The following is a 23,361-nucleotide window of genomic DNA, read 5'->3' on the forward strand; positions in this document are numbered from 1 at the left end:
ACCCTTCGTGGGTATTCCATGTGTCGTTGCGTTGTGTAGTTGATGTATCTGTAAAAAGATACGGGATGATTAAAGGGTAGTTACTTCCCAAAAATCGGACACCAATGAAAAACTAGCTGTGAAAGCTTTCTTTGTCGTTCTATACATAATTACTTGTGTATAAAAGGACTTGGAGTATTATATGCCTTTCGGCGAAAATCTGCTTTGTATCAAATGAAGCTTTTATAAACTTACCTTTTAATACTGAGTAGATAATGATCCGTTCTCGTTTAAGATAAGATAGTCATGTTGTGACTATCAAAACTAGAGGAGAACATCTGTAATGTTTTATGCTTTTGCAAGAGTTGTACTTTATAGCGATGTACTCTTACGTGGTTTTCCTACTAAAAGGAATAAAAAAGGAGCTCCGTTAGGAACTCCTTTTTTAAAATATTATTTACGGATACCAAGCTCCTTAATAATAGCTCTGTAACGTAATACGTCTTTCTTGATTAAGTAATCAAGTAATGAACGACGCTTACCTACTAGCATTACTAGTGAACGCTCTGTAACATAATCTTTACGATTTGTTTTCAGGTGGTTAGATAAGTGTGAGATACGTTGTGTAAAGATTGCGATTTGACCTTCAGCAGATCCTGTATCGTTCTTACCTTTACCGTGCTTTGCAAAAAGCTCTTGTTTTTGTTCTTTTGTTAAATACATTCCAGTATTGTTTTAAATGAAATTCATGTATATGATAGCGATTCTATCAGCGTGCAAAGATACATTATTCTTTGTATTAACAAACTGTTGGGGCTTAATTTGCAGTCAATTCTCTAAATAATAGCTTCTAGCGTTAGTTTTTCAATGAAATTACAAGGTTATGAGTTGTTTGTAAAACACAAAAATCACGTTAAATGGCATGAGTAATACCTGTTAACGTGATTTTGTTATTATTGAGTTTGTGAGTTGCTCTTTATAATTAGCTATTTGCTTTAACCAACTCTTTGTTCTTACTTAATGTAATTGCTAGGTTACCTAATAATACACCATAGATAACTTTAGAACTTACATCTGCAATAGTGTATACTAGTTGTCTAGCCATCACGCCATCTTCACTATATAAAAATCCGTCTACTCCAGTAAGGTATGGCATTAAGTAAGCTCCTGGATATAAAGTCCATGATATTAAAAATAAGATCCAGATATTAGAAAGTATTTTTTGTCCTGCAGGAGAAATGCCTTCTTTTCCTTCTTTGATTACTTTTTTCATTACCCATAAAATATGGAAGAAAAATGCAGATGAAATAGCTCCCCATACTAAAAAGGCAGTCAAGTTACTTACTTCATAAAACTGACCAATGTATCCAGTAATAATCATCATTGCCCCAGAAAACCAGAACTGATTGCGTACAGAGCTAAATTTTGAAGAAGTTAAGCTTACCACAAATAGAATTTGGAATAAAAGCATAGGTACATCGATGAGCCAGTTGAGATAACGATATCCATTATTAAATAAATCTCCACTTGGATCTAGAAAATATCTTCCTACTTCTTCATTATAGGTGAAACTTGATGTCCAGTTTTGCGCCTGCGCATATAAAAGTAAAAATGCCGAAACCATCACCACAGCTGATAATATGTTCGACATTTGGAATTTTTTATCTACATTTTTGATGGTAAGGATAAAGTAGAGTAGCCCTGCGAGCATTACTGCATATCCTAATGTGAGAATATGTGATGTAAATTGATAAGCAATCTCAGAGAAGCCTTCTGTCGCGCCTATAAAGTTTTCAAAATTTGCATTTCCTAGTTCTTGTGTCATAGCAATTTTTTTATGGTTTTCTTTTTTCCATAAAATTACGACTAACGATTACTTTGTTTAAGTTATTTAATATTTAATTAAACAAAATTAAGAAAACAATAAGAGTGCTAGGTGTATATGCGACTTATAAGGTGCTTTTAGGAGGAGGTGAGTTCTGTAAATAATCCCTCTAGGCTTACGTTTTTCTGATTGAGTTGTAAGATTTTAAGGTCGTTATCATGTGCAAAGTCAAAGACTTTTGCTCTCATATCATCTTGAGTACTAAAGGTAATTTCATATGTGAATCCTGTAGTATTTTTTACAGAAGCTACTTTGTCTAGCCTACTCAATACAACTTCTTCTACGCGGTAATCAAATTCGGCAATGACTATTTGCTGCTGTCCATCGCGTAGCTCTGTCATTTTCTTATCGGCTACTATAGTTCCTTTATTAATAATAATCACACGATCACAAATGGCTTCTACCTCTTGCATGATGTGCGTACTCATTAATATCGTTTTTTCCTTACCTATATCTTTAATGAGATTCCTAATGTCTAATAGCTGATTAGGATCTAGCCCTGTAGTAGGCTCATCAAGAATCAATACTTCTGGGTCATGTAGCAAAGCAGTAGCAAGACCTACACGCTGTCTGTAACCTTTTGATAGTTGGCTTATTTTTTTATGTGCCTCAGAGGTTAGTCCTGTGAGGTTGATAACTTCATCTATGCGTTCTTTTGATACCTTATAAACTCCTGCATTAAACGCTAGATATTCTCGCACATACATTTCCACATAAAGCGGATTGTGCTCTGGTAAGTATCCCACAGCGCGACGCACTTCTTGTACATTGCTTTTTGTGTCGTGGTGATGTACTGTTGCTGTTCCAGAAGTAGGGGAGAGGTAGGTGGTGAGTATTTTCATTAATGTACTCTTACCAGCACCGTTAGGACCTAGAAAGCCTACAATCTCACCCTTTTGTAAGGAAAAGGAAATGTGATCAAGCGCTTTCTGAGTGCCGTACATTTTTGTGATGTCTGTTACTACAATGGACATAGAGGAGTATTTAATACTGTAAATGTAAGAATTGATAACGGGAGGATACATTTAAAAGTGTGACGATCATCTAAGCTAAAGAGATTTTAAAATAGGAATACCTATCATATTCTCATTTTCACTAGTTAATAGATGTTTGATTGATAATTCCTCAAAATCTATGCTCAATAAAAAATATTTCATAAAAGGATGTAAATAAATTGGCTCATTAGATATTTTTTCTACTTTAGCAGTCAAATAAGTCAACATGTTATCAAACGTTTATTATTGGAACAATTTTTTCTATTTCTTCTTTTACGGGAAGAGATCAGGATTGATATTGTGCTAATTTAATAACACTCAATATTTCAATAAGTCCTGATAAATTTTTATCAGGGCTTTTTTTTTGCACAATTATGAAAATAGCAATACAAGGCGTACAAGGATCATTTCATCACAAGGTGGCTCAAGAATTTTTTGGGGCAGACGCTGCTGTGGTGGAGTGCATGTCTTTTCCTAGGCTAGTAGACGCACTGGTAGAAGGCGAAGTACAAGATGCTGTTATGGCTATAGAAAATAGTATCGCAGGAGCAATACTCCCTAATTATGCATTACTAGATAAACATGATTTACACATAGAAGGAGAGTTCTACCTTGACATCCAGCATCAGTTAATGGCGCTACCAGGTCAAGGCATAGAGGATATAAAAGAAGTGTGGTCACACCCTATGGCAATCTTACAATGTCGTGAGTTTTTTAGAAACTACCCAGACATAAAACTTGTAGAAGATACAGATACCGCAGGTGTAGCACGTGAGATACAAGAAAAGCAATTACAAGGAGTAGCAGCCATAGCCAGTACAGCCGCAGCAAGTATTTACAAACTAGAAATCATAAGAGCGTCCATACAGACCATCAATGAGAATGCAACCCGATTCTTTATCTTAAATAAGGATAAGAAACAAGTAGAAGGTGTTATTGATAAGGCATCTCTAAGATTTTCGGCAGACCATAAGCGTGGCAGTCTAGCGGCAATATTAAATGTGCTGAGTGATTGCAAGATGAATCTCACAAAAATTCAGTCCATGCCTATTATCGAGAAGCCGTGGAAGTATGCATTTTTTGTAGATGTCACTTTTGAAAAAATAGAAAGCTTTAATAAGGCAGTACAATTACTAGAGATCATGGCAAATGATTTTAAAGTACTAGGAGCCTACAAAAACAGAAAGCAATGATGCAACCAGCAAATAGGTTACAGGAAACCAAGGAATACTACTTTTCGCGAAAGCTTAAGGAAGTTCGCGCGCTCATTGCAGACGGTCATCCTGTGATTAATATGGGAATAGGAAGTCCAGATATGCCGGCGCCTCCGGCAGCCGTTGCAGCTATGCTCAAAGGATTACATGATAGTGTGGCTCACCAGTACCAGAGTTACACCGGTATTCCTGAGTTGCGAGGAGCTATGGCAGATTTCTATAAAAAACAATATGGAGTAATCGCAAATCCAGACACTGAGATATTGCCGCTCATGGGTTCTAAGGAAGGGATTATGCACATCTCGATGGCATTTTTAAATCCTGGTGATAAAGTCCTTTTTCCTAATCCTGGATACCCTAGTTATGCTGCGGTGACAAGACTTGTGGAGGCAGAGGCAATTACATACGATCTTAATGAGGAGAACGGATGGTTGCCAGACTTAAAAGCACTGGCGGCTCAAGATCTTTCGGGTGTAAAGTTAATGTGGGTAAATTATCCTCATATGCCTACTGGGACTAAGGTGCCAGATGGTTTTTTTGAAGAATTAATCGCTTTCGCGAAAGCGCAACACATATTAGTAATCAACGATAATCCATATAGTTTTGTACTTAATGACAATCCGCAATCACTGCTGGCAGTTCCAGGAGCGTCTGAAGTAGCCTTAGAGCTTAACAGTCTTAGTAAGACCTTCAACATGTCCGGATGGCGTGTGGGAATGGTACTAGGAAGCGCCGAAAATATAGGACACGTATTGCGTGTAAAATCTAACATGGATAGCGGTATGTTTTACGGCATACAGAAAGGAGCTGTAGCAGCCTTAGGCTTAGGAGATGACTGGTTTGAACATATCAATACCATTTATGGGCGCCGCCGTAAACTAGTTTATGAGCTTGCCGAAAGGTTAGGTTGTACATACGACAGAGATGCTGTAGGATTATTTGTCTGGGCAAAACTGCCAGAAGGAATCGATGCCGAAGCCTTTATAGATAACATCTTGCTCGAGAAATTCATTTTTATCACACCAGGAACCATTTTTGGAACGATGGGGAAAGGATACATCAGGTTTAGCCTTTGTGTAAAAGAAGAAGAAATTAAAGAAGCAATAAGTAGATTTTAAGATAATTAATAGCTGGATATGAGGTGTTTTTATCAGTAAAACATTGAATTTGAGCGATTAGAGAGTAATATTTAGATAATGAAAGACATTTACATCATAGGGTTGGGGCTTATAGGAGGATCATTTGCGCGAGATTTGCGCGAGCAAGAACCTGCGGCAACTATTTATGGTATAGATGCAAGTGAAGCTCACGTAGCCGAAGCACTGTCATTAGGTTTTGTAGATAAAAGCGCCGTACTAGAAGATATTAAAACAGCAGACCTCGTAGTGCTAGCAATCCCAGTAGATGTTGCTATTCATGTACTACCAGACGTTCTTAATCATATAGGAGACGATACGATTGTGGTAGATATGGGATCTACAAAGCAAGCCATTTGTGAAGTAGTGGCATTACACCCTAGACGTCGCAACTTTCTTGCATGTCACCCTATTGCAGGAACAGAATTTTCTGGGCCTAGTGCAGCGATTACAGGCTTATATAATGGGAAGACTAATATTATATGCGAGGTAGAGAAAACAGCTTTTAAGCTGCAAGAAAAAGTGCTCGACCTCTTTAAAAATATGGGGATGCGCATACGCTACATGGATCCTGTGTCTCATGATAAACATATTGCATACGTAAGTCACCTCTCACACATAAGCGCGTTTATGCTAGGTAAGACGGTGATACAAAAAGAGAAAAATGAGCGTGATATTTTTGACATGGCGGGCAGCGGATTTGCATCTACCGTACGTTTGGCAAAAAGTAACCCAGTAACATGGACCTCAATTTTTAAACAGAATAAAGAGAATGTCTTAGAGACGTTAACTGAATATATTGCAAATCTCAGCGATTTTAAAATGCTTTTAGAAAATGACGATTTTCAAGGAGTACATGATGAGATGGAAAACACGAACCACATTAAGGAAATATTAAACGGAATTAAATAGTTTTGCGCTTTCGCGAAAGCGTAAATATCAAAAGCCCGAAGCGGCACAAATTAAATGTTATGGAAAATAAGAAAGAACTTAGAAATTGGTTAGACGCTTTTGGCCTTGATCACCCTCTTGTAATTGCAGGACCTTGTAGTGCAGAGACGGAAGCGCAGGTGCTTAAAATCGCTCACCAACTTAAAGACACAGATGCTACAGTACTACGTGCAGGGATCTGGAAGCCAAGAACGCGTCCAGGAAACTTTGAAGGAGTAGGAGCACTTGGACTTAAATGGTTACAAAAAGCCAAAGAAGAAACAGGAATGCTTACTACGACAGAGGTTGCAAATGCAAATCACGTAGATCTAGCTCTTGAAGCAGATATCGATATCTTATGGATAGGTGCTCGTACAACAGTATCTCCATTTATCGTTCAAGAAATTGCAGAAGCTCTTAAAGGAACAGAAAAAACGGTACTTATTAAAAACCCAGTAAACCCAGATCTAGCCCTATGGTTAGGAGCGGTAGAGCGTTTTTATACTCAGGATATTAAAAACTTAGGAGTAATACACAGAGGTTTCTCTACGTATGAAAAGACACGTTACAGAAATAATCCAGAATGGCAGATAGCGATTGATCTTCAAAATAAATTTCCAGATCTTCCATTAATTCTTGATCCATCACACATTGCTGGACGTCGTGATATCATTCATGATTTATGTCAGACAGGATTAGATCTTAACTATGATGGTATTATGGTAGAAACACACTATGATCCAGATAATGCATGGAGTGATGCTGCACAGCAAATCACACCAGCAGCTTTAGTACAGATGATGGTTGATCTTAAAATAAGAAAAGAAGTAGGTACAGAGCTTGAGTATACAAACAAGCTTAATACACTACGCACGCAGATTGATGTAATAGATCACCAGCTTATTGAAAGCTTAGGGAAGCGCATGAAAATCTCTGATGGTATTGGAGAGCTTAAGGCAGATAATAATGTTTCTATCTTACAAACTAAGCGTTGGAATGAAATTCTAGGTAAGATGATTCTAGAAGGAGAGCAAAACAATCTTAGTGAAGAGTTTATACTACGTGTATTTAAAGCAGTACACCAAGAGTCTATAAACCACCAGAAGAAGGTGGCGAGGTCGTAAGATTTTAGATAGCTACTTATAAAGTAAAAGGCTCAACATGATGTTGAGCCTTTTTTGTTTGTTGGAAAGTGAATTGATTAATCTTTCTTAGTGTAAGCAAGTCTTCTAGATGCTTTTCTCATTAAGACATTTACTAGGTCCTCAGGAGAGCTACCTAATCCACCACGTACTTTTTTGTTGTAGTTCCATAAAAGTTGGCCATCTGCTCCATTATTTACGTTCATGTTTACAATAGCACTATTTGTAGAACCACCAAAGCCTATTAATAAAGAAAGTGCAACGCTTGCTCCTTCACTCATAGGTTTGTTGGTCTCATAATCTCCAGATATGATTGCATCTACTTCAAGAATTTTTGCAAGTTCGTCAGATGTATATTCATAAATATTGTCATAGTCAATACCTTCCTTTTTTAGTAAAGCATTTGTTCTAGAAGGTTGTTGGATTTCTAGTGTTGTAAGTTTCCCTCTCTTCTTTCTCTTTAGAAACCAAGAAAACATACCAGTTTGTAATCCCTCACCTTCGGCTTTTTCAAGACGGCTTAGTTGCTCATCTGTCATGTCTTTCATCTGCCTAGGTCTAAGTTTTACCTGGGTTTTAAAGGGTACGATTGCGATAATTTCATGCTCCTTAGCAATTTCATCAAACGCTGGGTTTTCGTACAGACTTGTTTGGGCTGCAAGAAATGGTGTCATCAGAATAAAGGCTGCAATAAAAAGAATTGATTTTTTCATTAATATAATTTTTGATTGATTTATAGAGCTAAAATATTAAAATCTTGCTGTAAATTCCTACAATTCTTAAAATTATGGCAAGTAGTTTTTCTAATATTTCTAGTGAGTAACTAAAAAGAAGGTATTTTTGTAACTGACACAAACATATGACAGGAACTGTTTATAAATCTACTGGAAGTTGGTACACCGTAAAAGCGGATGACGGCCAGTGGTTTGAATGTAGAATAAAAGGAAAATTCCGTATTCAAGGAATTAAGAGTACAAACCCAGTTTCGGTGGGTGATGTTGTAGACTTTGATCTTGACACCAAAAGTGATGTAGAGACAGGAGTAATTACAAAAATTCACGATAGAGATAACTACATTGTACGTAAGTCTGTAAACCTTTCTAAACAAACGCACATCATTGCTAGTAACGTAGACACAGTGTTCTTATTAGTAACGCTTAACAATCCGCCTACTTTTACGGCTTTTATAGATCGTTTCCTGGTAACTGCAGAGGCCTATCATATTAAAGCTGTATTGCTTTTTAATAAGATTGATACTTATAATGAAGAGGAGATTATGGAGATAAAATATCTTGCGGCAATGTATCGTGAGATAGGGTATGAGTGTGTAGGGATTTCGGCAATTACAGGTAAAAATATCGATACTGTAAAGGAGATGATGATGGGGAAGACGTGTATGTTTACAGGTCATTCTGGAGTAGGAAAATCTACGCTGGTAAATGCTATCGAACCTACCTTAGATCTCAAAACAAAGCAAATTAGCGTACAGCACAGTCAAGGGCAGCACACGACTACTTTTGCAGAGATGTTTGATTTACATTTTGATGCACGTATTATCGATACTCCTGGAATTAAAGGGTTCGGAATAGTAGATATGGAGCGGGAAGAAATAGGAGACTATTTTCCTGAGTTCTTTGCTTTAAAAAGTGAGTGCAAATTCAACAACTGTTTGCATCTTGAAGAACCTAAATGTGCTGTAAAAGAAGCGCTAGATAATGATGAGCTACACTGGTCGCGTTATAAAAGTTATACACAGATGCTAGAAGGAGATGACGAGCAACATTACAGAAAAGACCACTACCCAGAAGAACAATAATAATGAAGGCAGTAATTCAGCGAGTAACAGAAGCCTCTGTCACTATAGATGGAGTTGTAAAATCTGAGATTAACCAAGGGTTACTTGTATTGCTGGGTGTTACTCATGATGACACGAAAGAAGATATTGAGTGGCTCGCAAATAAAATAATTGGCCTACGAATTTTTAGTGATAATGATGGCGCAATGAATCTTTCTGTAGGTGATGTAGATGGAGACATTTTGGTGATTAGCCAGTTTACGTTATATGCGAGTACCAAGAAGGGCAACCGTCCTTCATTTTTAGAAGCAGCACGACCAGATACAGCCATTCCCATGTATGAGGAGTTTGTGAGTACGCTTTCGCGAAAGCGCAACAAACCCACCTATACAGGAGAATTTGGTGCAGATATGAAAGTTCAATTACTTAATGATGGGCCTGTTACAATTGTAATTGATACAAAAAATAAAATATAATCATTTATGAACATTTCAGACTCACAACAAGCAGTAGACGATTGGATAAAAGCTCACGGAGTGCGCTATTTTAATGAACTAACTAATATGGCTCAGCTTACTGAAGAGGTAGGAGAAGTGGCGCGCATTATCGCACGTCGCTATGGGGAGCAGAGTGAGAAAGAAAGTGATAAAGGCAAAGATCTAGGGGAGGAGCTTGCAGATGTAATGTTTGTAGTATTATGTCTTGCAAATCAGACTGGAGTTAATCTTCAAGAAGCGTTTGATAAAAAGCTTGATATAAAGACTAAACGTGATCACGATCGTCATCACAATAATGAGAAATTGAAGTAATAGCCTATGCTCTTAAAAGTACAACATACTGCAGCCAGCACCAGTGGTGAGATACAAATCACAGGGTCAAAAAGTGAGACTAACAGACTACTTATTTTACAAGCGCTCTTTGATGGTATTGTAGTAAAGAATATTTCAAATAGTGATGATGCTGCGGTGATGCAAAAGGCACTAGCGTCTATAGAAAGTGAGGTAGATATTTACCATGCGGGTACGGCAATGCGTTTTCTTACCGCTTATTTTTCTATACAAGAAGGTAGAGAGACGTTGCTCACTGGTAGCGAGCGTATGCAGCAACGCCCTATGGCAATATTGGTAGAAGCGTTGCAGCAGTTAGGTGCTCAGGTTTCTTATGTAAAAAATGATGGGTATCCGCCGCTTCATATTAAAGGAAGCAAACTCACAAAAAGTGAGGTTACGCTCAAGGCAAATGTGAGCAGCCAGTATATCTCTGCACTTATGATGATGGGAGCAGCGCTAGAAAATGGACTTACCATTCATCTCGATGGTAAAATTACTTCGGTGCCATATATAAACATGACGCTAGCACTATTACACCAGCTAGACATTGAGGCTACATTTGTAGGTCAGATTATAACTATCAAACCAGGTAGAACGACTAGTGAGCATAGAGAAATTACAGTAGAGTCAGACTGGAGTAGTGCATCATACTTTTATAGTATTATTGCGCTTTCGCGAAAGCGTACTTTAGACACTTCCATAACCATAAGTAGTTATAAGAAAGATAGCTTACAGGGAGATGCAGTATTGCAAGAAATTTACAAGCAGCTAGGTGTAGTTTCTGTTTTTAATGGAGATACACTTACCTTGTCACTAGCCAAAGATTTTGAACTTCCTGAAACAATCACTTTGGATCTTGCAAATGCGCCAGACATTGCGCAGACTATAGCAGTTACTTGTTTAGGACTAGGAGTAGGATGTCATCTCACGGGATTGCATACACTCAAAATAAAAGAAACAGACAGGCTAGAAGCACTACGAGAAGAGATTACAAAGCTAGGCGGTGGGATTATGGTAACAGATACAGACCTTACGTTACTGCCACAAGAAGCAGCGCTTAACGAGAATATTACGATTGCGACATATCATGATCATCGTATGGCAATGGCATTTGCGCCACTAGCGCTATCAGTTCCATTGTTGATAGATGATGCGGGTGTGGTGTCTAAGTCATATCCAGATTTTTGGAAAGATTTAGAAACTTTAGGCTTTGGTCAAGAGATAATTGGCTAAACACTTGACAACGCCTATCTCAAGATTGTATCTTTGCGATCTTGCAAATGAGCGGTTCATACTGCTTTTGTGAGCACAAAAACTAAAATAAAAACCCTTTATGAAGTTATCACATTTTAACTTTGATTTGCCAGATGAATTACTAGCAGATCGCCCAGCCGAAAATCGTGACGAGTCACGCCTTATGGTACTTAACCGCAAAGAGCAGACTATCGAGCACAAAATGTTTAAAGACATTATTGATTATTTTGAGCCGGAAGATGTGATGGTGCTTAATAATACTAAGGTTTTTCCAGCGCGTTTATACGGTAATAAAGAAAAAACTGGAGCACGTATCGAGGTATTCTTACTTAGAGAACTTAACTCAGAAACACGCCTATGGGATGTTCTTGTAGATCCAGCACGTAAAATACGTATAGGTAACAAGCTTTACTTTGGTGACGATGAGAGTCTAGTAGCAGAAGTAATTGATAACACAACATCAAGAGGACGTACACTTCGTTTCTTGTATGATGGGTCTTACGAGGAGTTTAGAAAAAAGCTAACGTCACTAGGAGAGACGCCATTGCCTAAATATATTAATAGAGAGGTAGAGCCAGAAGATGAAGATCGCTACCAGACTATTTATGCAACAGAAGAAGGAGCTGTAGCAGCACCTACTGCAGGTTTACACTTCTCAAAGCACTTATTAAAGCGTCTTGAGATAAAAGGAGTAGACTTTGCTGAGGTTACACTGCACGTAGGTCTAGGAACTTTCAGCGCAGTTGAGGTGGAAGATCTATCTAAGCATAAAATGGATAGTGAAGAGGCATATATACATAAGCCAGCAACAGAGATTATCAATAAAGCGCTAAAGGAAAAACGTCGTATTTGTGCCGTGGGTACAACCTCGATGAGAGTGATGGAAAGTGCTGTTTCTAGTAACCATACACTTAATGAGTTTGGTGGATGGACTAACAAATTTATCTTCCCTCCATACGATTTTAGTATCGCAAACTGTATGATTACAAACTTTCATACACCTAAGTCTACTTTATTAATGATGGTTTCTGCATTTGCAGGTCATGATTTTATGAAGAGAGCTTATGATGAAGCAGTAAAAGAGAAATACAAATTCTACTCTTACGGAGACGCAATGTTGATTATCTAATTTCAGCAGATATAATTATAAAAACCCAAACAGCAATGTTTGGGTTTTTTGTTTTAGGAGCATCACCTTTTGGTATTTGTGGTATCTAGTTTCCCGCTTTCATTACAATTCCTCGCGCCGGCTTCGCCAGGCAGCTGCGGGATTTTCATTACAATCGGGGCTAGGGAGTTAAGCTCGTTTGCGTATGCTAGTGTTCTTAATGCTCATCATTAAGTTGCTTCACAATGGCTGCAATTTTTTTGTTTTTTGAAGTTCGGTCTAAAACCTTAGGTGGAGCTTGTCGCACTTCGCAATTTATAATAGCACAGCGCTCGCAAGTAACTCCTACGTTACGAGTAGGGATATTTGGATCCTTAAGGAATTTTATTTTGCGCTCGAGTTGTTTGTTTATGAGGAGACCTATGCTTATGCTTCTAAACTTGTTTTCTTTAAAGGGATCTTTTGTAGCGGTGGATAGTACCAAGTATCGTACGCCTTCATTTTCATAATTAGAAATTTGCAAGTCAAACTTACTATTCTCGCTACTCTTAGATAGATCTTTAAGCACTTGTAGTGAAACCCACCTTCTGCAGTAGTGTTCATCACTCTCATTTGCTCGTGGAGCATGCTGGTGTGCTAGGTGTAGCTCCTTTGTGAGGTGAAATTTAGTGTCGTTAAGCTTGTGCGTAAACCGCAAGAAAAACAAATTCTTGATATTAAATTCTTTAGGTAAGATATTTGTAAGTCGCTGATAGAAAGACTCAGGCGATGCATTGAACTCATTTGTAATGTGCTCAAAAGTATTTTTTTGAAAAGTATGCTCCTTAAAAATATCTTTAATTTTCGTCGTCAGATTTTTACTAGGAATGATCAATGCTCCTGCAAAGTAAGAGGCATAAAAATTATTAAGCACTTGGTCAAAAGTTTCAAAAAGAATCCATGGGAAGGTGTATAGCCTTTCTGTAATTTCCAGATAATTATAGGCTATTTCTTTTGCGTAGATAAATGTGCGTTGTGACTCATCTACATCACTTGCAACTAGTAGGGAGCGTGACTTTGGGATAAAAACAGATCGTAGGTTATCTAAATCCTCGTGTTTATCTAGTTCATCATTTTTTATAGTGTAGTTATACTCTTCTATGAGAATTTCTTCTAATTCATTTGATGAGATACCTTGTCCTTGATTTATTTGATAAGACTTTACAAAGTCGAGCACTTTTTGCTCTATGTTGTCAAAGTAGTTGTTGTTTGCCTCTTGAAATGATCGCACAGAGGCTAGAAAGAAGCTTTCTCTGCTAAAGTTGTAGTGTTGCGCAATCTCTATAATCGTGCTTATAAAAGCATTCACCTTAGCTGGAGCATTAGATACAATATCTATCAGGTCACTTTCCTTAATCCCAAAAAGCTCAAGAGGTATTTCTTTAAGAATCTTTGATTTTAAAATTTCACCTATAGGAGCAAGATTTTTATCAAGTTTCAAAGAGACCATTTGATCGTATGGAATGTCCAATTTTTCCGAAAGTGTGACAATCTTATCTGGTTTTGGATATTTTTTACCATTTTCAATTTCATTTAAATATGATTTTGAAAGACCTGTAAGTTTTGATAGCCCAAAAAGTGATAAATTCTTGTCAGTCCTTATCTGGCGTAGCTTTAAGCCAAATATAAGTTTAATATCTTCTTCTTCCATATACACAAATATACCACTTTCTGCGAATAGTCTATTTTAGTGAAAAATAATATTTAGCGAACGTTCGCTTTTTTAATCAAAGTATTTTTTTTAACATTGTGCCATAGAATTTTTAAAAAGATAATTATGGCTCCTGAAATAAACCAACATGCACTAAGCTTTAGCAACCAAGTAAAAAGCTATTATTCAGAAATACTAACTGATGATGCATTAGACTTCATTAAGGCACTTCATGAAAATTTTAATGCCAAACGTTTAGAATTATTACGTGCTAGAGAGCAACAGCAGCTATTGTTTGATCAAGGTCATAAGCCTGTCTTTCCTTTAGAAACACAAGAAATAAGAGAAGGCGAGTGGACTGCGGGAGAGATTCCTCAAGACTTGCAAGATAGAAGGGTGGAAATCACGGGACCTACAGATCGTAAGATGGTTATTAACGCACTTAACTCTGGTGCAAAAACCTTTATGGCAGACCTAGAAGACAGTACTGCGCCTACATGGAGAAATGTGATGGAAGGTCAGATTAACTTGCGAGATGCTGTAAATAAAACGATATCATATCATCACCCTACTAAGGATAAAAAATATACACTCAATGATGCTGTTGCTACATTACTGGTAAGGCCAAGAGGGTGGCACCTTAATGAAAAACATGTTCTTGTTGACGGCGTAGAAGTGTCTGGGTCTTTGTTAGATTTCGGTTTGTATTTCTTTACAAACGTGCACCAATTGCTAGAAAATGGTACAGCACCCTATTTCTACCTAGCAAAGCTTGAGTATTACAAGGAAGCGAGACTATGGAATGAGGTTTTTAAATTTTCTCAAGACTATTTAAATATTCCTCTAGGAGCTATTAAATGTACCGTACTAATTGAGACGATAACGGCAAGCCATCAGTTGGATGAAATTATTTATGAGTTAAAAGATCATATCGTAGGTCTTAATTGCGGTCGCTGGGATTATATATTCTCGTATATCAAGAAGTTTAGAAATGATCCTGATTTCTTAGTTCCTAACAGGGATCAAGTTGGAATGACGGCACCTTTTATGGACGCATATTCTAAGTTGGTAATACAAAGATGTCACAAACGCGGAATCTTAGCAATAGGAGGTATGGCAGCCCAAGTGCCTATTAAAAATGATCCTTCGGCAAATCAAGCGGCTTTAGAAAAAGTAAGAAAAGATAAAGAACGCGAGGTAATAAATGGACACGATGGTACATGGGTTGCTCATCCAGCACTTGTTCAAATTGCGATGGATGAGTTTGATAAACATATGCCTACAGCAAATCAACTGCACATTACAAGAGATGATGTTGTGGTAACAGCAGATGATCTAGTTGCAATTCCTGCGGGCACGGTCACAGAAGCTGGAGTGCGAAAAAATATTAACGTTGGGATACTCTATCTCAACGCATGGTTAAGTGGTCAAGGTGCAGTAGCGCTATATCACTTAATGGAAGACGCGGCAACTGCCGAAATATCAAGAACACAAATCTGGCATTGGATAAAAAACAAAGCAGTGCTGGAAGATGGAAAAGCATTTACAAAAGAATACTTCAATGAACTTTTTGATGAAGAAGTTGAAAAAATCATTACTGAAGTGGGCTCTATTGAAATAAAAGAAACTCAGTTTGAGAATGCATTTAACCTCTTTAAAGAACTGGTCTTAGCAGAAGACTTTGAAGAGTTTTTAACCACGCCAGCTTATAAATTTCTTTAGATAAATATCCATAAGCTATTTCTCAAATAAGTATAACAAAACGATCACCGCCTTTTCAGGTACACATTAAATAAATCTTTAAAACTTAGTATTATGTCAGACTACAATTCGGCTCTTGAAGTTGTTAGATCACTTAAAGCAAAGCATGGAAACTCTTGGAGTGCCATAAGTCCAGAAAATACAGCTCGTATGGCTGTTCAAAATAGATTTAAAACGGGCCTTGACATTGCCACATATACTGCGAGTATTATGCGCAAGGATATGGAAGAATATGATGCAAATCCTATGAATTATACGCAGTCTCTAGGGTGCTGGCACGGTTTTGTGGCACAGCAAAAAATGATTGCAGTAAAGAAACATCATGGTACTACAAATAAAAAGTACTTATACCTTTCTGGATGGATGGTTGCCGCTTTACGTTCAGAGCTAGGTCCTTTGCCAGATCAATCTATGCATGAAAAGACTGCTGTGCCAAAATTAATTGAAGAAATTTATACTTTCTTACGTCAGGCAGATGCCGTAGAACTTAATGATTTGTTTCGTCGTCTTGATGCCGGTGAGGATGTGCAAGATCAAATTGATAATTATGAAACGCATATAGTTCCAATTATCGCAGATATAGACGCAGGTTTTGGAAATGAAGAGGCTACTTATTTACTAGCAAAGAAAATGATAGAAGCTGGAGCATGCGCACTGCAGATAGAAAATCAAGTATCTGATGCAAAGCAGTGTGGTCACCAGGATGGTAAGGTAACCGTTCCTCATGAGGATTTTATAGCAAAACTTAACGCACTACGCTATGCCTTTTTAGAGCTAGGCGTAGATGAAGGAATTATTGTGGCAAGAACAGATTCTGAGGGTGCAGGTCTTACTCAGAAGTTGCCTGTAAGCCAAGAGCCAGGAGATCTCGCTTCTCAATACCTCGCTTTTGTAGAGGCAGAAGAAGTAGATATTAATAGCGCAAATGAAGATGACGTACTTCTTAAAAGAGATGGAAAACTCGTGCGCCCAGTGCGATTACCTAATGGTCTTTACAAGTTTAAGAACGGATCAAACATAGATAGAGTGGTGCTGGATTGTATTACAAGTTTGCAAAACGGCGCAGACCTATTATGGATAGAAACCCCTACGCCTAATGTAAAGCAAATCGCTCATATGGTAAATAGAGTGAGAGCGGTAGAGCCTAGTGCAAAGCTGGTATATAATAACTCTCCTTCTTTTAACTGGACACTTAACTTTAGAAATCAAGCGTATGATGAGATGGTAGAGGAAGGTGAAAATATGACTGCATATGATCGTAATAATTTAATGGATGCAGCTTATGATCAGACGGAATTGTCTCATAGAGCAGATGAAAAAATTAAATCATTTCAAAGAGACGGAGCACTTGAAGCGGGAATCTTCCACCACCTCATTACATTGCCTACCTATCATACTACTGCACTTCATATGAATAATCTTACAGAAGGTTATTTTGGAGAGCAAGGTATGCTGGCTTATGTAAAAGATGTGCAAAGACAAGAGATACGCAATGGAGTTTCTTGTGTAAAACACCAGAGAATGGCGGGTTCTGATCTAGGAGATGATCACAAAACGTTTTATGCGGGAGATAAAGCTCTAAAGGCTGGAGGAGCAAATAATACTAGTAATCAATTTCAAGAGAAGAAAACGGTGTTAAATAATAAACCTGTTTTGACGGCGTAGCCTCAAACTCATTGTTAATTATTTAGAAGGCGGTGTTCTGTACGCCGCCTTTTTTGTTCAGCAATAATAATTTCGGTGATAATGGTGTCTAGGTTAGGGTTTTTTTATCCTTACATTTTACTAGATTGCTTTTCTGATATATACTTATAGTGGATGATGTTCATTGAGTTGCGCTTTCGCGAAAGCGTTATTAAAACAAACATTTCACAAGGAAATATGAAAAGGAAGGCAAAAAAATATCATTAAAAATCTTAGGAAAAATATGAAAAGTAGAAAATTACTGATGATCCCTGGTCCTATAGAATTTGAGCCAGATGTGTTGCAAGCGATGGCAGTTCCTACTGCGAGTCATGTTGCACCAAATTTTATAGAGGTTTTTGGGAATAGTCTAGATATGATGCGTGAAGTGTGGAATGCTCCAAATGGACAGCCTTTTGTAGTGGCAGGGAGTGGTACGCTTGCGATGGATATGGCAGCTGCAAATCTAATAGAAAAAGGAGATGCTGCACTAGTTGTTTCTTCTGGTTATTTTGGAGAACGTTTTAAAGATATACTGGAAACCTATGGTGCAGATACGACCATATTAACTGCGCCTATAGGCGAGGTTGTGTCTTTAACGGAGATAGAAGCGGCTTTTAAAACAAAAAAATATAAGGTAGTTACCTTCACGCATGTTGATACATCTACAGGTGTCATGGTGGCGCCAGAGCCTCTATGTAAACTTGCAAAGAAATATAATGTGCTTACTATACTTGATGGAGTATGCTCTGTAGCTGGTCAAGAAATCTTGCAAGATGCCTGGGGTGTAGATGTGGTCCTTACAGGATCTCAAAAGGCAATAGGTGTGCCGCCAGGATTAGCATTGCTAGTAGCATCGCAAAAAGCAATAGAAGAGTGGAAAAACCGAAAAATACCTGTTCAAAATTATTATGCATCATGGAATAACTGGTTGCCCATCATGACAGCATATGAGGAAAGACGTCCATCTTATTTTGGCACGCCACCTGTTAACTTAATTCTAGCACTTGAAAAAAGTCTGGAATTAATTTGTAGTGAAGGAATGGTCGCAAGAGTACATAGGCATGAAAGCCTTGCTAGTGCTTTTAGGGCTGCAATCCGCTCTTTGAATTTAGATATATTACCAAAAACAGAGGAGATTGCTGCGAGTACGCTTACTGCAGTGTACTATCCAAAAGGTATAGACGGAGCTGTTTTGAGGGCAAATATGACGCAAGATGATGTGATTGTGGCTGGAGGCTTGCTTTCAGAAATCAAAGCCGATTACTTTAGGGTAGGACATATGGGCTCTGTGTCGGCAAATGATTTGCTTTGTGTTCTAGGTGCATTAGAGCGCTCGCTATCTGCCTTAAATTATTCTTTTGAATCTGGGGTGAGCTTAAAGGTTTTTCAAGATAGTCTGGATTAAAAGCGCAATTATTTTATGAGTTTATAACGCTAGTTTCTCCCTAAGAAGTCTGGCGTTTTTATTTGAAATAGGTTTGTATGTGATTGTTTTGATAGTATTGAAAAGCTTTTAATAGCAAGCTTGTATTCAAACGTGAAAACCAAAAAACAACTACGTACCTTTGCGTTGTGAAAACAGATAAGAGAGACATACGTAAATTAAGTAAGGAAGAACTTAGAGATTTTTTTGTATCTCAAGGAGATAAACCCTTCCGCGGAAATCAGGTATATGAATGGCTGTGGCAAAAAGGCGCACACGATTTTATAGATATGACAAACTTGTCTAAGGATACTCGTATACTTCTAGATGAGAACTTCGTGATTAATCACATACGCGTAGATCAAATGCAGCGCAGTAGTGATGGTACCATAAAAAATGGTGTTGAACTACATGACGGGCTTATGGTCGAGTCTGTATTGATTCCAACAAAAAATAGAACGACTGCTTGTGTTTCATCACAAGTAGGCTGTAGTCTTAACTGTAAGTTTTGTGCTACCGCGCGTTTAAAGCGTATGCGTAATCTCAATCCAGATGAGATTGTAGATCAAGTTGTTGTGATAGATAGACAAAGTAGACTATATCACGATAAGCCGTTGTCTAACATTGTCTTTATGGGAATGGGAGAGCCTTTAATGAATTATAATAATGTCATTAAAGCAATAGACAAAATCACAGATCCAGAAGGGCTAGGGATGTCTCCTAAGCGTATTACCGTATCTACCTCTGGAGTGCCTAAGATTATTAAGAAAATGGCAGATGATGACGTAAAGTTTAATCTTGCGGTTTCATTACATTCTGCTCTTGATGATGTGCGTACAGAGATTATGCCTTTTAATGAGCAAATGACACTTGCAGATCTTAAAGAGGCGCTTATTTATTGGTATGAAAAAACAGGAAAACGTATTACATACGAATACGTAGTGTGGGATGGTATAAATGATCGCCACATTGATATTATGGCACTATTAGATTTCTGTAAAGCTGTACCTAGCAAAGTTAATATTATAGAGTATAACCCCATTGACGATGGTCAGTTCCAGCAAGCAAATCCTGAAGCAATAGACCGCTATGTGTCGGTTCTAGAAGCAAATGGTGTGACAGTGACCGTGCGTAGATCAAGAGGAAAGGATATTGATGCAGCCTGCGGACAACTAGCTAATAAGCAATAGGATGCAAAGTAGCTGTTACTTATCTTTACTATAATGAAAATAGTAGCACAGATTAAAGAACCCATCGCTTATGAAATGGAGCTTTTTGAAGAAAAGTTTTCACTTTCTATGCGCTCTAAGGTGGCGCTTCTCAATCGTATCACACATTATATTGTAAACCGTAAGGGCAAGCAAATGCGCCCTATGTTTGTCTTTCTTACCGCAAAGATGATGAACAATGGTGAGGTAAACGATCGCACCTATCGTGGAGCATCGGTTATAGAGTTAATTCATACTGCTAGTCTCGTACATGATGATGTAGTAGATGACAGTAACATACGCAGAGGTTTCTTTTCGCTTAATGCATTATGGAAAAATAAGATTGCAGTACTTGTTGGAGATTTTTTATTCTCAAAGGGACTATTACTTTCCATAGATAATGGCGATACAGATTTATTGCAGATTATATCTGTAGCTGTAAGAGAAATCTCAGAAGGCGAATTACTTCAGATAGAAAAAGCCCGCAAGCTAGATATTACAGAAGATTTATACTACGAGATTATCCGTCAGAAAACAGCAACATTAATTGCTGCATGTTGTGCTATGGGAGCTTGTGCAGTCCATGCTAAGGATAAAGAAGTAAAACGCATGCATAAGTTTGGAGAGCTTATAGGTATGGCTTTTCAAATTAAAGATGACTTGTTTGATTATGGTACTGCCAAAATAGGGAAACCTACAGGTATTGATATCAAAGAGCAAAAGATGACCTTGCCGCTTATATATGTGCTGAATACGGTTTCTAAAAAAGATAAAAATTGGCTTATTAATAGCATCAAGAATAAGAATACAGACAAGAAGCGTGTAAATGAAGTAATTGCTTTTGTAAGAGATAACGGCGGCCTAGAGTATGCTGTTACAAAGATGAAGGCATTACAGCAAGAAGCGTTAGAAATCTTAATGACGTATCCTAAGTCGGTCTACAGGGACTCTCTTGAGTTGATGGTCAACTATGTGATTGATAGGAAGAAGTAATTCAATAATAGTACACATAAAAAAAAGGCTAAACATTACGTTTAGCCTTTTTTGGTATTATATCAGATTTAAGCTCTTACTGCTCGATTCATAACTAAATCTAAGTAGAGATTTACTTTATTTTTTAATTCTTGACGCGGAGTGATAAAGTCTAAGAAACCGTGTTCTTGTAAGAATTCTGCAGTTTGGAAACCATCTGGTAATTCTTTTCCTGTTGTATCACGTACAATACGTGGTCCTGCAAAGCCTATAAGTGCTCCAGGCTCAGAGATGTTAATGTCCCCTAGCATTGCAAATGATGCTGTAGTACCTCCAGTAGTAGGGTCAGTACAAAGCGATACATAAGGTATCCCTGCATCTGCAAGTTGAGCAAGCTTAGCACTTGTTTTTGCTAGTTGCATAAGAGATAATGCCGCCTCCATCATACGAGCACCTCCAGACTTAGAGATAATCATAAATGGAATATTGTTTTTAAGAGAATAATCTGCAGCACGTGCAATTTTTTCACCTACAACACTTCCCATAGACCCACCTATAAAGCTGAAGTCCATACAAGCTATTACAATATCTGCACCCTTAGACTTACCTACGGCAGTTCTAATGGCATCTTTAAGTCCTGTTTTTTCTTGAGCAGCAGCGAGACGGTCTACATACTTCTTCTTATCCTCAAACTTAAGAGGATCCTTAGAAGTAAGTTTTGGGTCTAGCTCTTCAAATTTATTATCATCAAAGAGGATTTCAAAATATTCATTACTACCTATTCGTACGTGGTATCCATCCTCAGGTGAGATGTAGAAGTTCTTTTCTAGCTCTTCTGTATCTACTATTTTTCCAGTAGGTGATTTGTACCACAGCCCCTTAGGAGTATCTTTTTTGTCCTCTGTAGCAGTGTGTATTCCTTTTTCTTTACGTTTGAACCAAGCCATATTGTGTTTGAATTTGGTTAATGGTATTTATTCCGCTTTCGCGAAAATGTTATAACTATAAATAATTCCTTTCTACTATTAGAAAGTAAATCCTAGCATTGTTAGGACTTATTAATTACTAATGCAAGCCGTAAAAATACGGAAAACGGATTACATCAAATCAATTTTGATGTAATCCGTTTTTACAAATTTTATAATGTGTTGATACTATAGTGTATCGATATTATTTAAATCTTCAAAAGCCTTTTTAAGACGAGCTCCCATAGTTTGCTCTGCCTTACGTAACCATACGCGAGGATCATAGAACTTCTTGTTTGGAGAGTCATCACCAGTAGGGTTACCTATCTGTGTTTTAAGATACTCAGCATTTTCTCCAAAATAATCACGGATACCTTCTGCAGTAGACCATTGTAAATCTGTGTCAATGTTCATTTTGATAACTCCGTAAGAGATTCCCTCACGTATTTCCTCTACTGTAGATCCACTTCCTCCGTGAAATACGAAATCAATGTGGTTGTGTTCCTTACCATACTTCTCAGAGATGTGCTCTTGAGAATTTTTAAGAATCTTCGGAGTAAGCTTTACGTTTCCTGGCTTATAAACTCCGTGTACATTTCCAAAAGCTGCAGCAATCGTAAATTGATCACTTACTTTACTTAGTTCCTCATAAGCATAAGCAACTTCTTCTGGTTGTGTGTATAATTTTGAATCATCTACATCACTATTATCTACACCATCTTCTTCACCACCAGTGATACCTAATTCTATCTCAAGTGTCATTTCCATCTTAGCCATGCGCTCAAGATATCCTTTGCAAATCTCAATATTCTCTTCAAGTGGTTCTTCACTTAAGTCAATCATGTGAGAGCTAAAGAGTGAGTGACCATGTTCTTTATAGTAAGCCTCATTTGCATCAAGCATCCCGTCCATCCAAGGAAGTAATTTTTTTGCACAGTGATCTGTGTGTAAAATTACGGTTGCTCCATATGCTTTTGCAAGTTCGTGTACGTGCTTTGCTCCAGCTACAGCTCCTAGTACGGCTGCTTTTTGGTTGTCATTATTTAATCCTTTTCCAGCATTAAACTGTGCTCCACCATTTGAAAACTGGATAATTACAGGAGCATTAAGCGCCGCTGCAGTCTCTAGAACCGTGTTGATACTGTTAGACCCAATTACATTAACCGCAGGGAGGGCAAAGCCTTTCTCTTTTGCATAGTTAAAAATTGCTTGTACTTCGTGGCCTGTGGCTACACCTGGTTTTATAGAATGCGACATTGTTGTTGTTTAAAATTAGTGAAGTAAAAATAACAAATATTACTCGGAAAGTAGGCCAGATATGGAGGTTACTACGACAACGTTTTAGCTAGGTTACGCTTTCGCGAAAGCGTGGTCGTTAGCTATAGTGC

General features: G+C 37.7%; 21 protein-coding genes. 14 read left to right on the forward strand and 7 right to left on the reverse strand.

Going from position 1 to position 23,361, the window contains the following annotated elements; genetic code table 11:
- Positions 1-432: 432 nt before the first annotated feature.
- The 3 genes from rpsO to gldA all read right to left on the reverse strand — a co-directional run bounded on the left by rpsO (position 433) and on the right by gldA (position 2,838).
- A complete protein-coding gene (gene rpsO, locus SJY37_RS08325) occupies positions 433-702 on the reverse strand; it encodes a 30S ribosomal protein S15 (protein ID WP_298326707.1) in 270 nt (89 codons plus the stop codon).
- Positions 703-961: 259 nt separating this feature from the next.
- Positions 962-1,804: a bacteriorhodopsin gene (locus tag SJY37_RS08330; protein ID WP_298326704.1), complete on the reverse strand. Its 843-nt coding sequence runs from the start codon at positions 1,802-1,804 to the stop codon at positions 962-964.
- A gap of 137 nt (positions 1,805-1,941) precedes the next feature.
- A complete protein-coding gene (gldA, locus tag SJY37_RS08335; protein ID WP_379952994.1) occupies positions 1,942-2,838 on the reverse strand; it encodes a gliding motility-associated ABC transporter ATP-binding subunit GldA in 897 nt (298 codons plus the stop codon).
- Positions 2,839-3,233: 395 nt separating this feature from the next.
- Between gldA and SJY37_RS08340 the strand changes: the two genes are divergently transcribed.
- From SJY37_RS08340 to SJY37_RS08355, 4 genes are all read left to right on the forward strand, one after another.
- The gene (locus tag SJY37_RS08340; RefSeq protein ID WP_379952995.1) at positions 3,234-4,052 is read left to right on the forward strand and encodes a prephenate dehydratase; all 819 of its coding nucleotides are present in this window, start codon (positions 3,234-3,236) and stop codon (positions 4,050-4,052) included.
- Positions 4,049-5,191: a pyridoxal phosphate-dependent aminotransferase gene (locus tag SJY37_RS08345; RefSeq protein ID WP_379952996.1), complete on the forward strand. Its 1,143-nt coding sequence runs from the start codon at positions 4,049-4,051 to the stop codon at positions 5,189-5,191. Before SJY37_RS08340 ends, SJY37_RS08345 begins: the two co-directional genes overlap by 4 nt.
- A 78-nt stretch (positions 5,192-5,269) precedes the next feature.
- A complete protein-coding gene (locus SJY37_RS08350; RefSeq protein WP_379952997.1) occupies positions 5,270-6,121 on the forward strand; it encodes a prephenate dehydrogenase in 852 nt (283 codons plus the stop codon).
- Between the two features lie 59 nt (positions 6,122-6,180).
- Complete coding sequence (locus SJY37_RS08355; RefSeq protein WP_298326689.1) at positions 6,181-7,263, forward strand: bifunctional 3-deoxy-7-phosphoheptulonate synthase/chorismate mutase type II; 1,083 nt, start codon at positions 6,181-6,183, stop codon at positions 7,261-7,263.
- Between the two features lie 77 nt (positions 7,264-7,340).
- On the opposite strand, the gene SJY37_RS08360 is transcribed toward SJY37_RS08355, so the two are convergent.
- On the reverse strand, positions 7,341-7,994 hold the full coding sequence (locus tag SJY37_RS08360) for a hypothetical protein (protein WP_379952998.1): 654 nt from the start codon (positions 7,992-7,994) through the stop codon (positions 7,341-7,343).
- Positions 7,995-8,140: 146 nt separating this feature from the next.
- Between SJY37_RS08360 and rsgA the strand changes: the two genes are divergently transcribed.
- The 5 genes from rsgA to queA all read left to right on the forward strand — a co-directional run bounded on the left by rsgA (position 8,141) and on the right by queA (position 12,289).
- Complete coding sequence (gene rsgA / locus SJY37_RS08365; RefSeq protein ID WP_013749995.1) at positions 8,141-9,097, forward strand: ribosome small subunit-dependent GTPase A; 957 nt, start codon at positions 8,141-8,143, stop codon at positions 9,095-9,097.
- A 2-nt stretch (positions 9,098-9,099) separates the two neighbouring features.
- Positions 9,100-9,552: a D-aminoacyl-tRNA deacylase gene (dtd, locus tag SJY37_RS08370; protein ID WP_379952999.1), complete on the forward strand. Its 453-nt coding sequence runs from the start codon at positions 9,100-9,102 to the stop codon at positions 9,550-9,552.
- 6 nt (positions 9,553-9,558) lie between these two features.
- Positions 9,559-9,885 carry a nucleotide pyrophosphohydrolase gene (locus tag SJY37_RS08375; RefSeq protein WP_013749990.1) on the forward strand — a complete coding sequence of 109 codons (327 nt, stop codon included), beginning with the start codon at positions 9,559-9,561 and terminating at the stop codon, positions 9,883-9,885.
- Between the two features lie 6 nt (positions 9,886-9,891).
- Positions 9,892-11,139: a 3-phosphoshikimate 1-carboxyvinyltransferase gene (locus SJY37_RS08380; RefSeq protein WP_379953000.1), complete on the forward strand. Its 1,248-nt coding sequence runs from the start codon at positions 9,892-9,894 to the stop codon at positions 11,137-11,139.
- A gap of 100 nt (positions 11,140-11,239) precedes the next feature.
- Entirely contained in the window at positions 11,240-12,289 is a 1,050-nt protein-coding gene (gene queA, locus SJY37_RS08385; RefSeq protein ID WP_298326666.1) for a tRNA preQ1(34) S-adenosylmethionine ribosyltransferase-isomerase QueA, read from the forward strand.
- Positions 12,290-12,485: 196 nt separating this feature from the next.
- Here queA and SJY37_RS08390 read toward each other — a convergent pair whose 3' ends face one another.
- Complete coding sequence (locus tag SJY37_RS08390; RefSeq protein WP_379953001.1) at positions 12,486-13,958, reverse strand: helix-turn-helix domain-containing protein; 1,473 nt, start codon at positions 13,956-13,958, stop codon at positions 12,486-12,488.
- 126 nt (positions 13,959-14,084) lie between these two features.
- Between SJY37_RS08390 and aceB the strand changes: the two genes are divergently transcribed.
- From aceB to SJY37_RS08415, 5 genes are all read left to right on the forward strand, one after another.
- Entirely contained in the window at positions 14,085-15,680 is a 1,596-nt protein-coding gene (gene aceB / locus SJY37_RS08395) for a malate synthase A (RefSeq protein ID WP_379953002.1), read from the forward strand.
- A 93-nt stretch (positions 15,681-15,773) separates the two neighbouring features.
- Positions 15,774-17,384: an isocitrate lyase gene (locus tag SJY37_RS08400; RefSeq protein ID WP_379953003.1), complete on the forward strand. Its 1,611-nt coding sequence runs from the start codon at positions 15,774-15,776 to the stop codon at positions 17,382-17,384.
- A 262-nt stretch (positions 17,385-17,646) separates the two neighbouring features.
- Entirely contained in the window at positions 17,647-18,810 is a 1,164-nt protein-coding gene (locus SJY37_RS08405) for a pyridoxal-phosphate-dependent aminotransferase family protein (RefSeq protein WP_379953005.1), read from the forward strand.
- Positions 18,811-18,977: 167 nt separating this feature from the next.
- A complete protein-coding gene (rlmN, locus tag SJY37_RS08410; RefSeq protein WP_379953006.1) occupies positions 18,978-20,018 on the forward strand; it encodes a 23S rRNA (adenine(2503)-C(2))-methyltransferase RlmN in 1,041 nt (346 codons plus the stop codon).
- Between the two features lie 33 nt (positions 20,019-20,051).
- Positions 20,052-21,029, forward strand: coding sequence for a polyprenyl synthetase family protein (locus SJY37_RS08415; protein WP_013749982.1), 978 nt, complete (start codon positions 20,052-20,054; stop codon positions 21,027-21,029).
- A gap of 68 nt (positions 21,030-21,097) precedes the next feature.
- Here SJY37_RS08415 and accD read toward each other — a convergent pair whose 3' ends face one another.
- Complete coding sequence (gene accD, locus SJY37_RS08420) at positions 21,098-21,955, reverse strand: acetyl-CoA carboxylase, carboxyltransferase subunit beta (RefSeq protein ID WP_298326644.1); 858 nt, start codon at positions 21,953-21,955, stop codon at positions 21,098-21,100.
- Positions 21,956-22,162: 207 nt separating this feature from the next.
- Positions 22,163-23,230 carry a class II fructose-bisphosphate aldolase gene (gene fbaA / locus SJY37_RS08425; protein WP_144783219.1) on the reverse strand — a complete coding sequence of 356 codons (1,068 nt, stop codon included), beginning with the start codon at positions 23,228-23,230 and terminating at the stop codon, positions 22,163-22,165.
- Between the last annotated feature and the right edge of the window lie 131 nt (positions 23,231-23,361).

The organism is Dokdonia sp. R78006 (genome assembly GCF_042466145.1).
Taxonomy (GTDB): domain Bacteria; phylum Bacteroidota; class Bacteroidia; order Flavobacteriales; family Flavobacteriaceae; genus Dokdonia.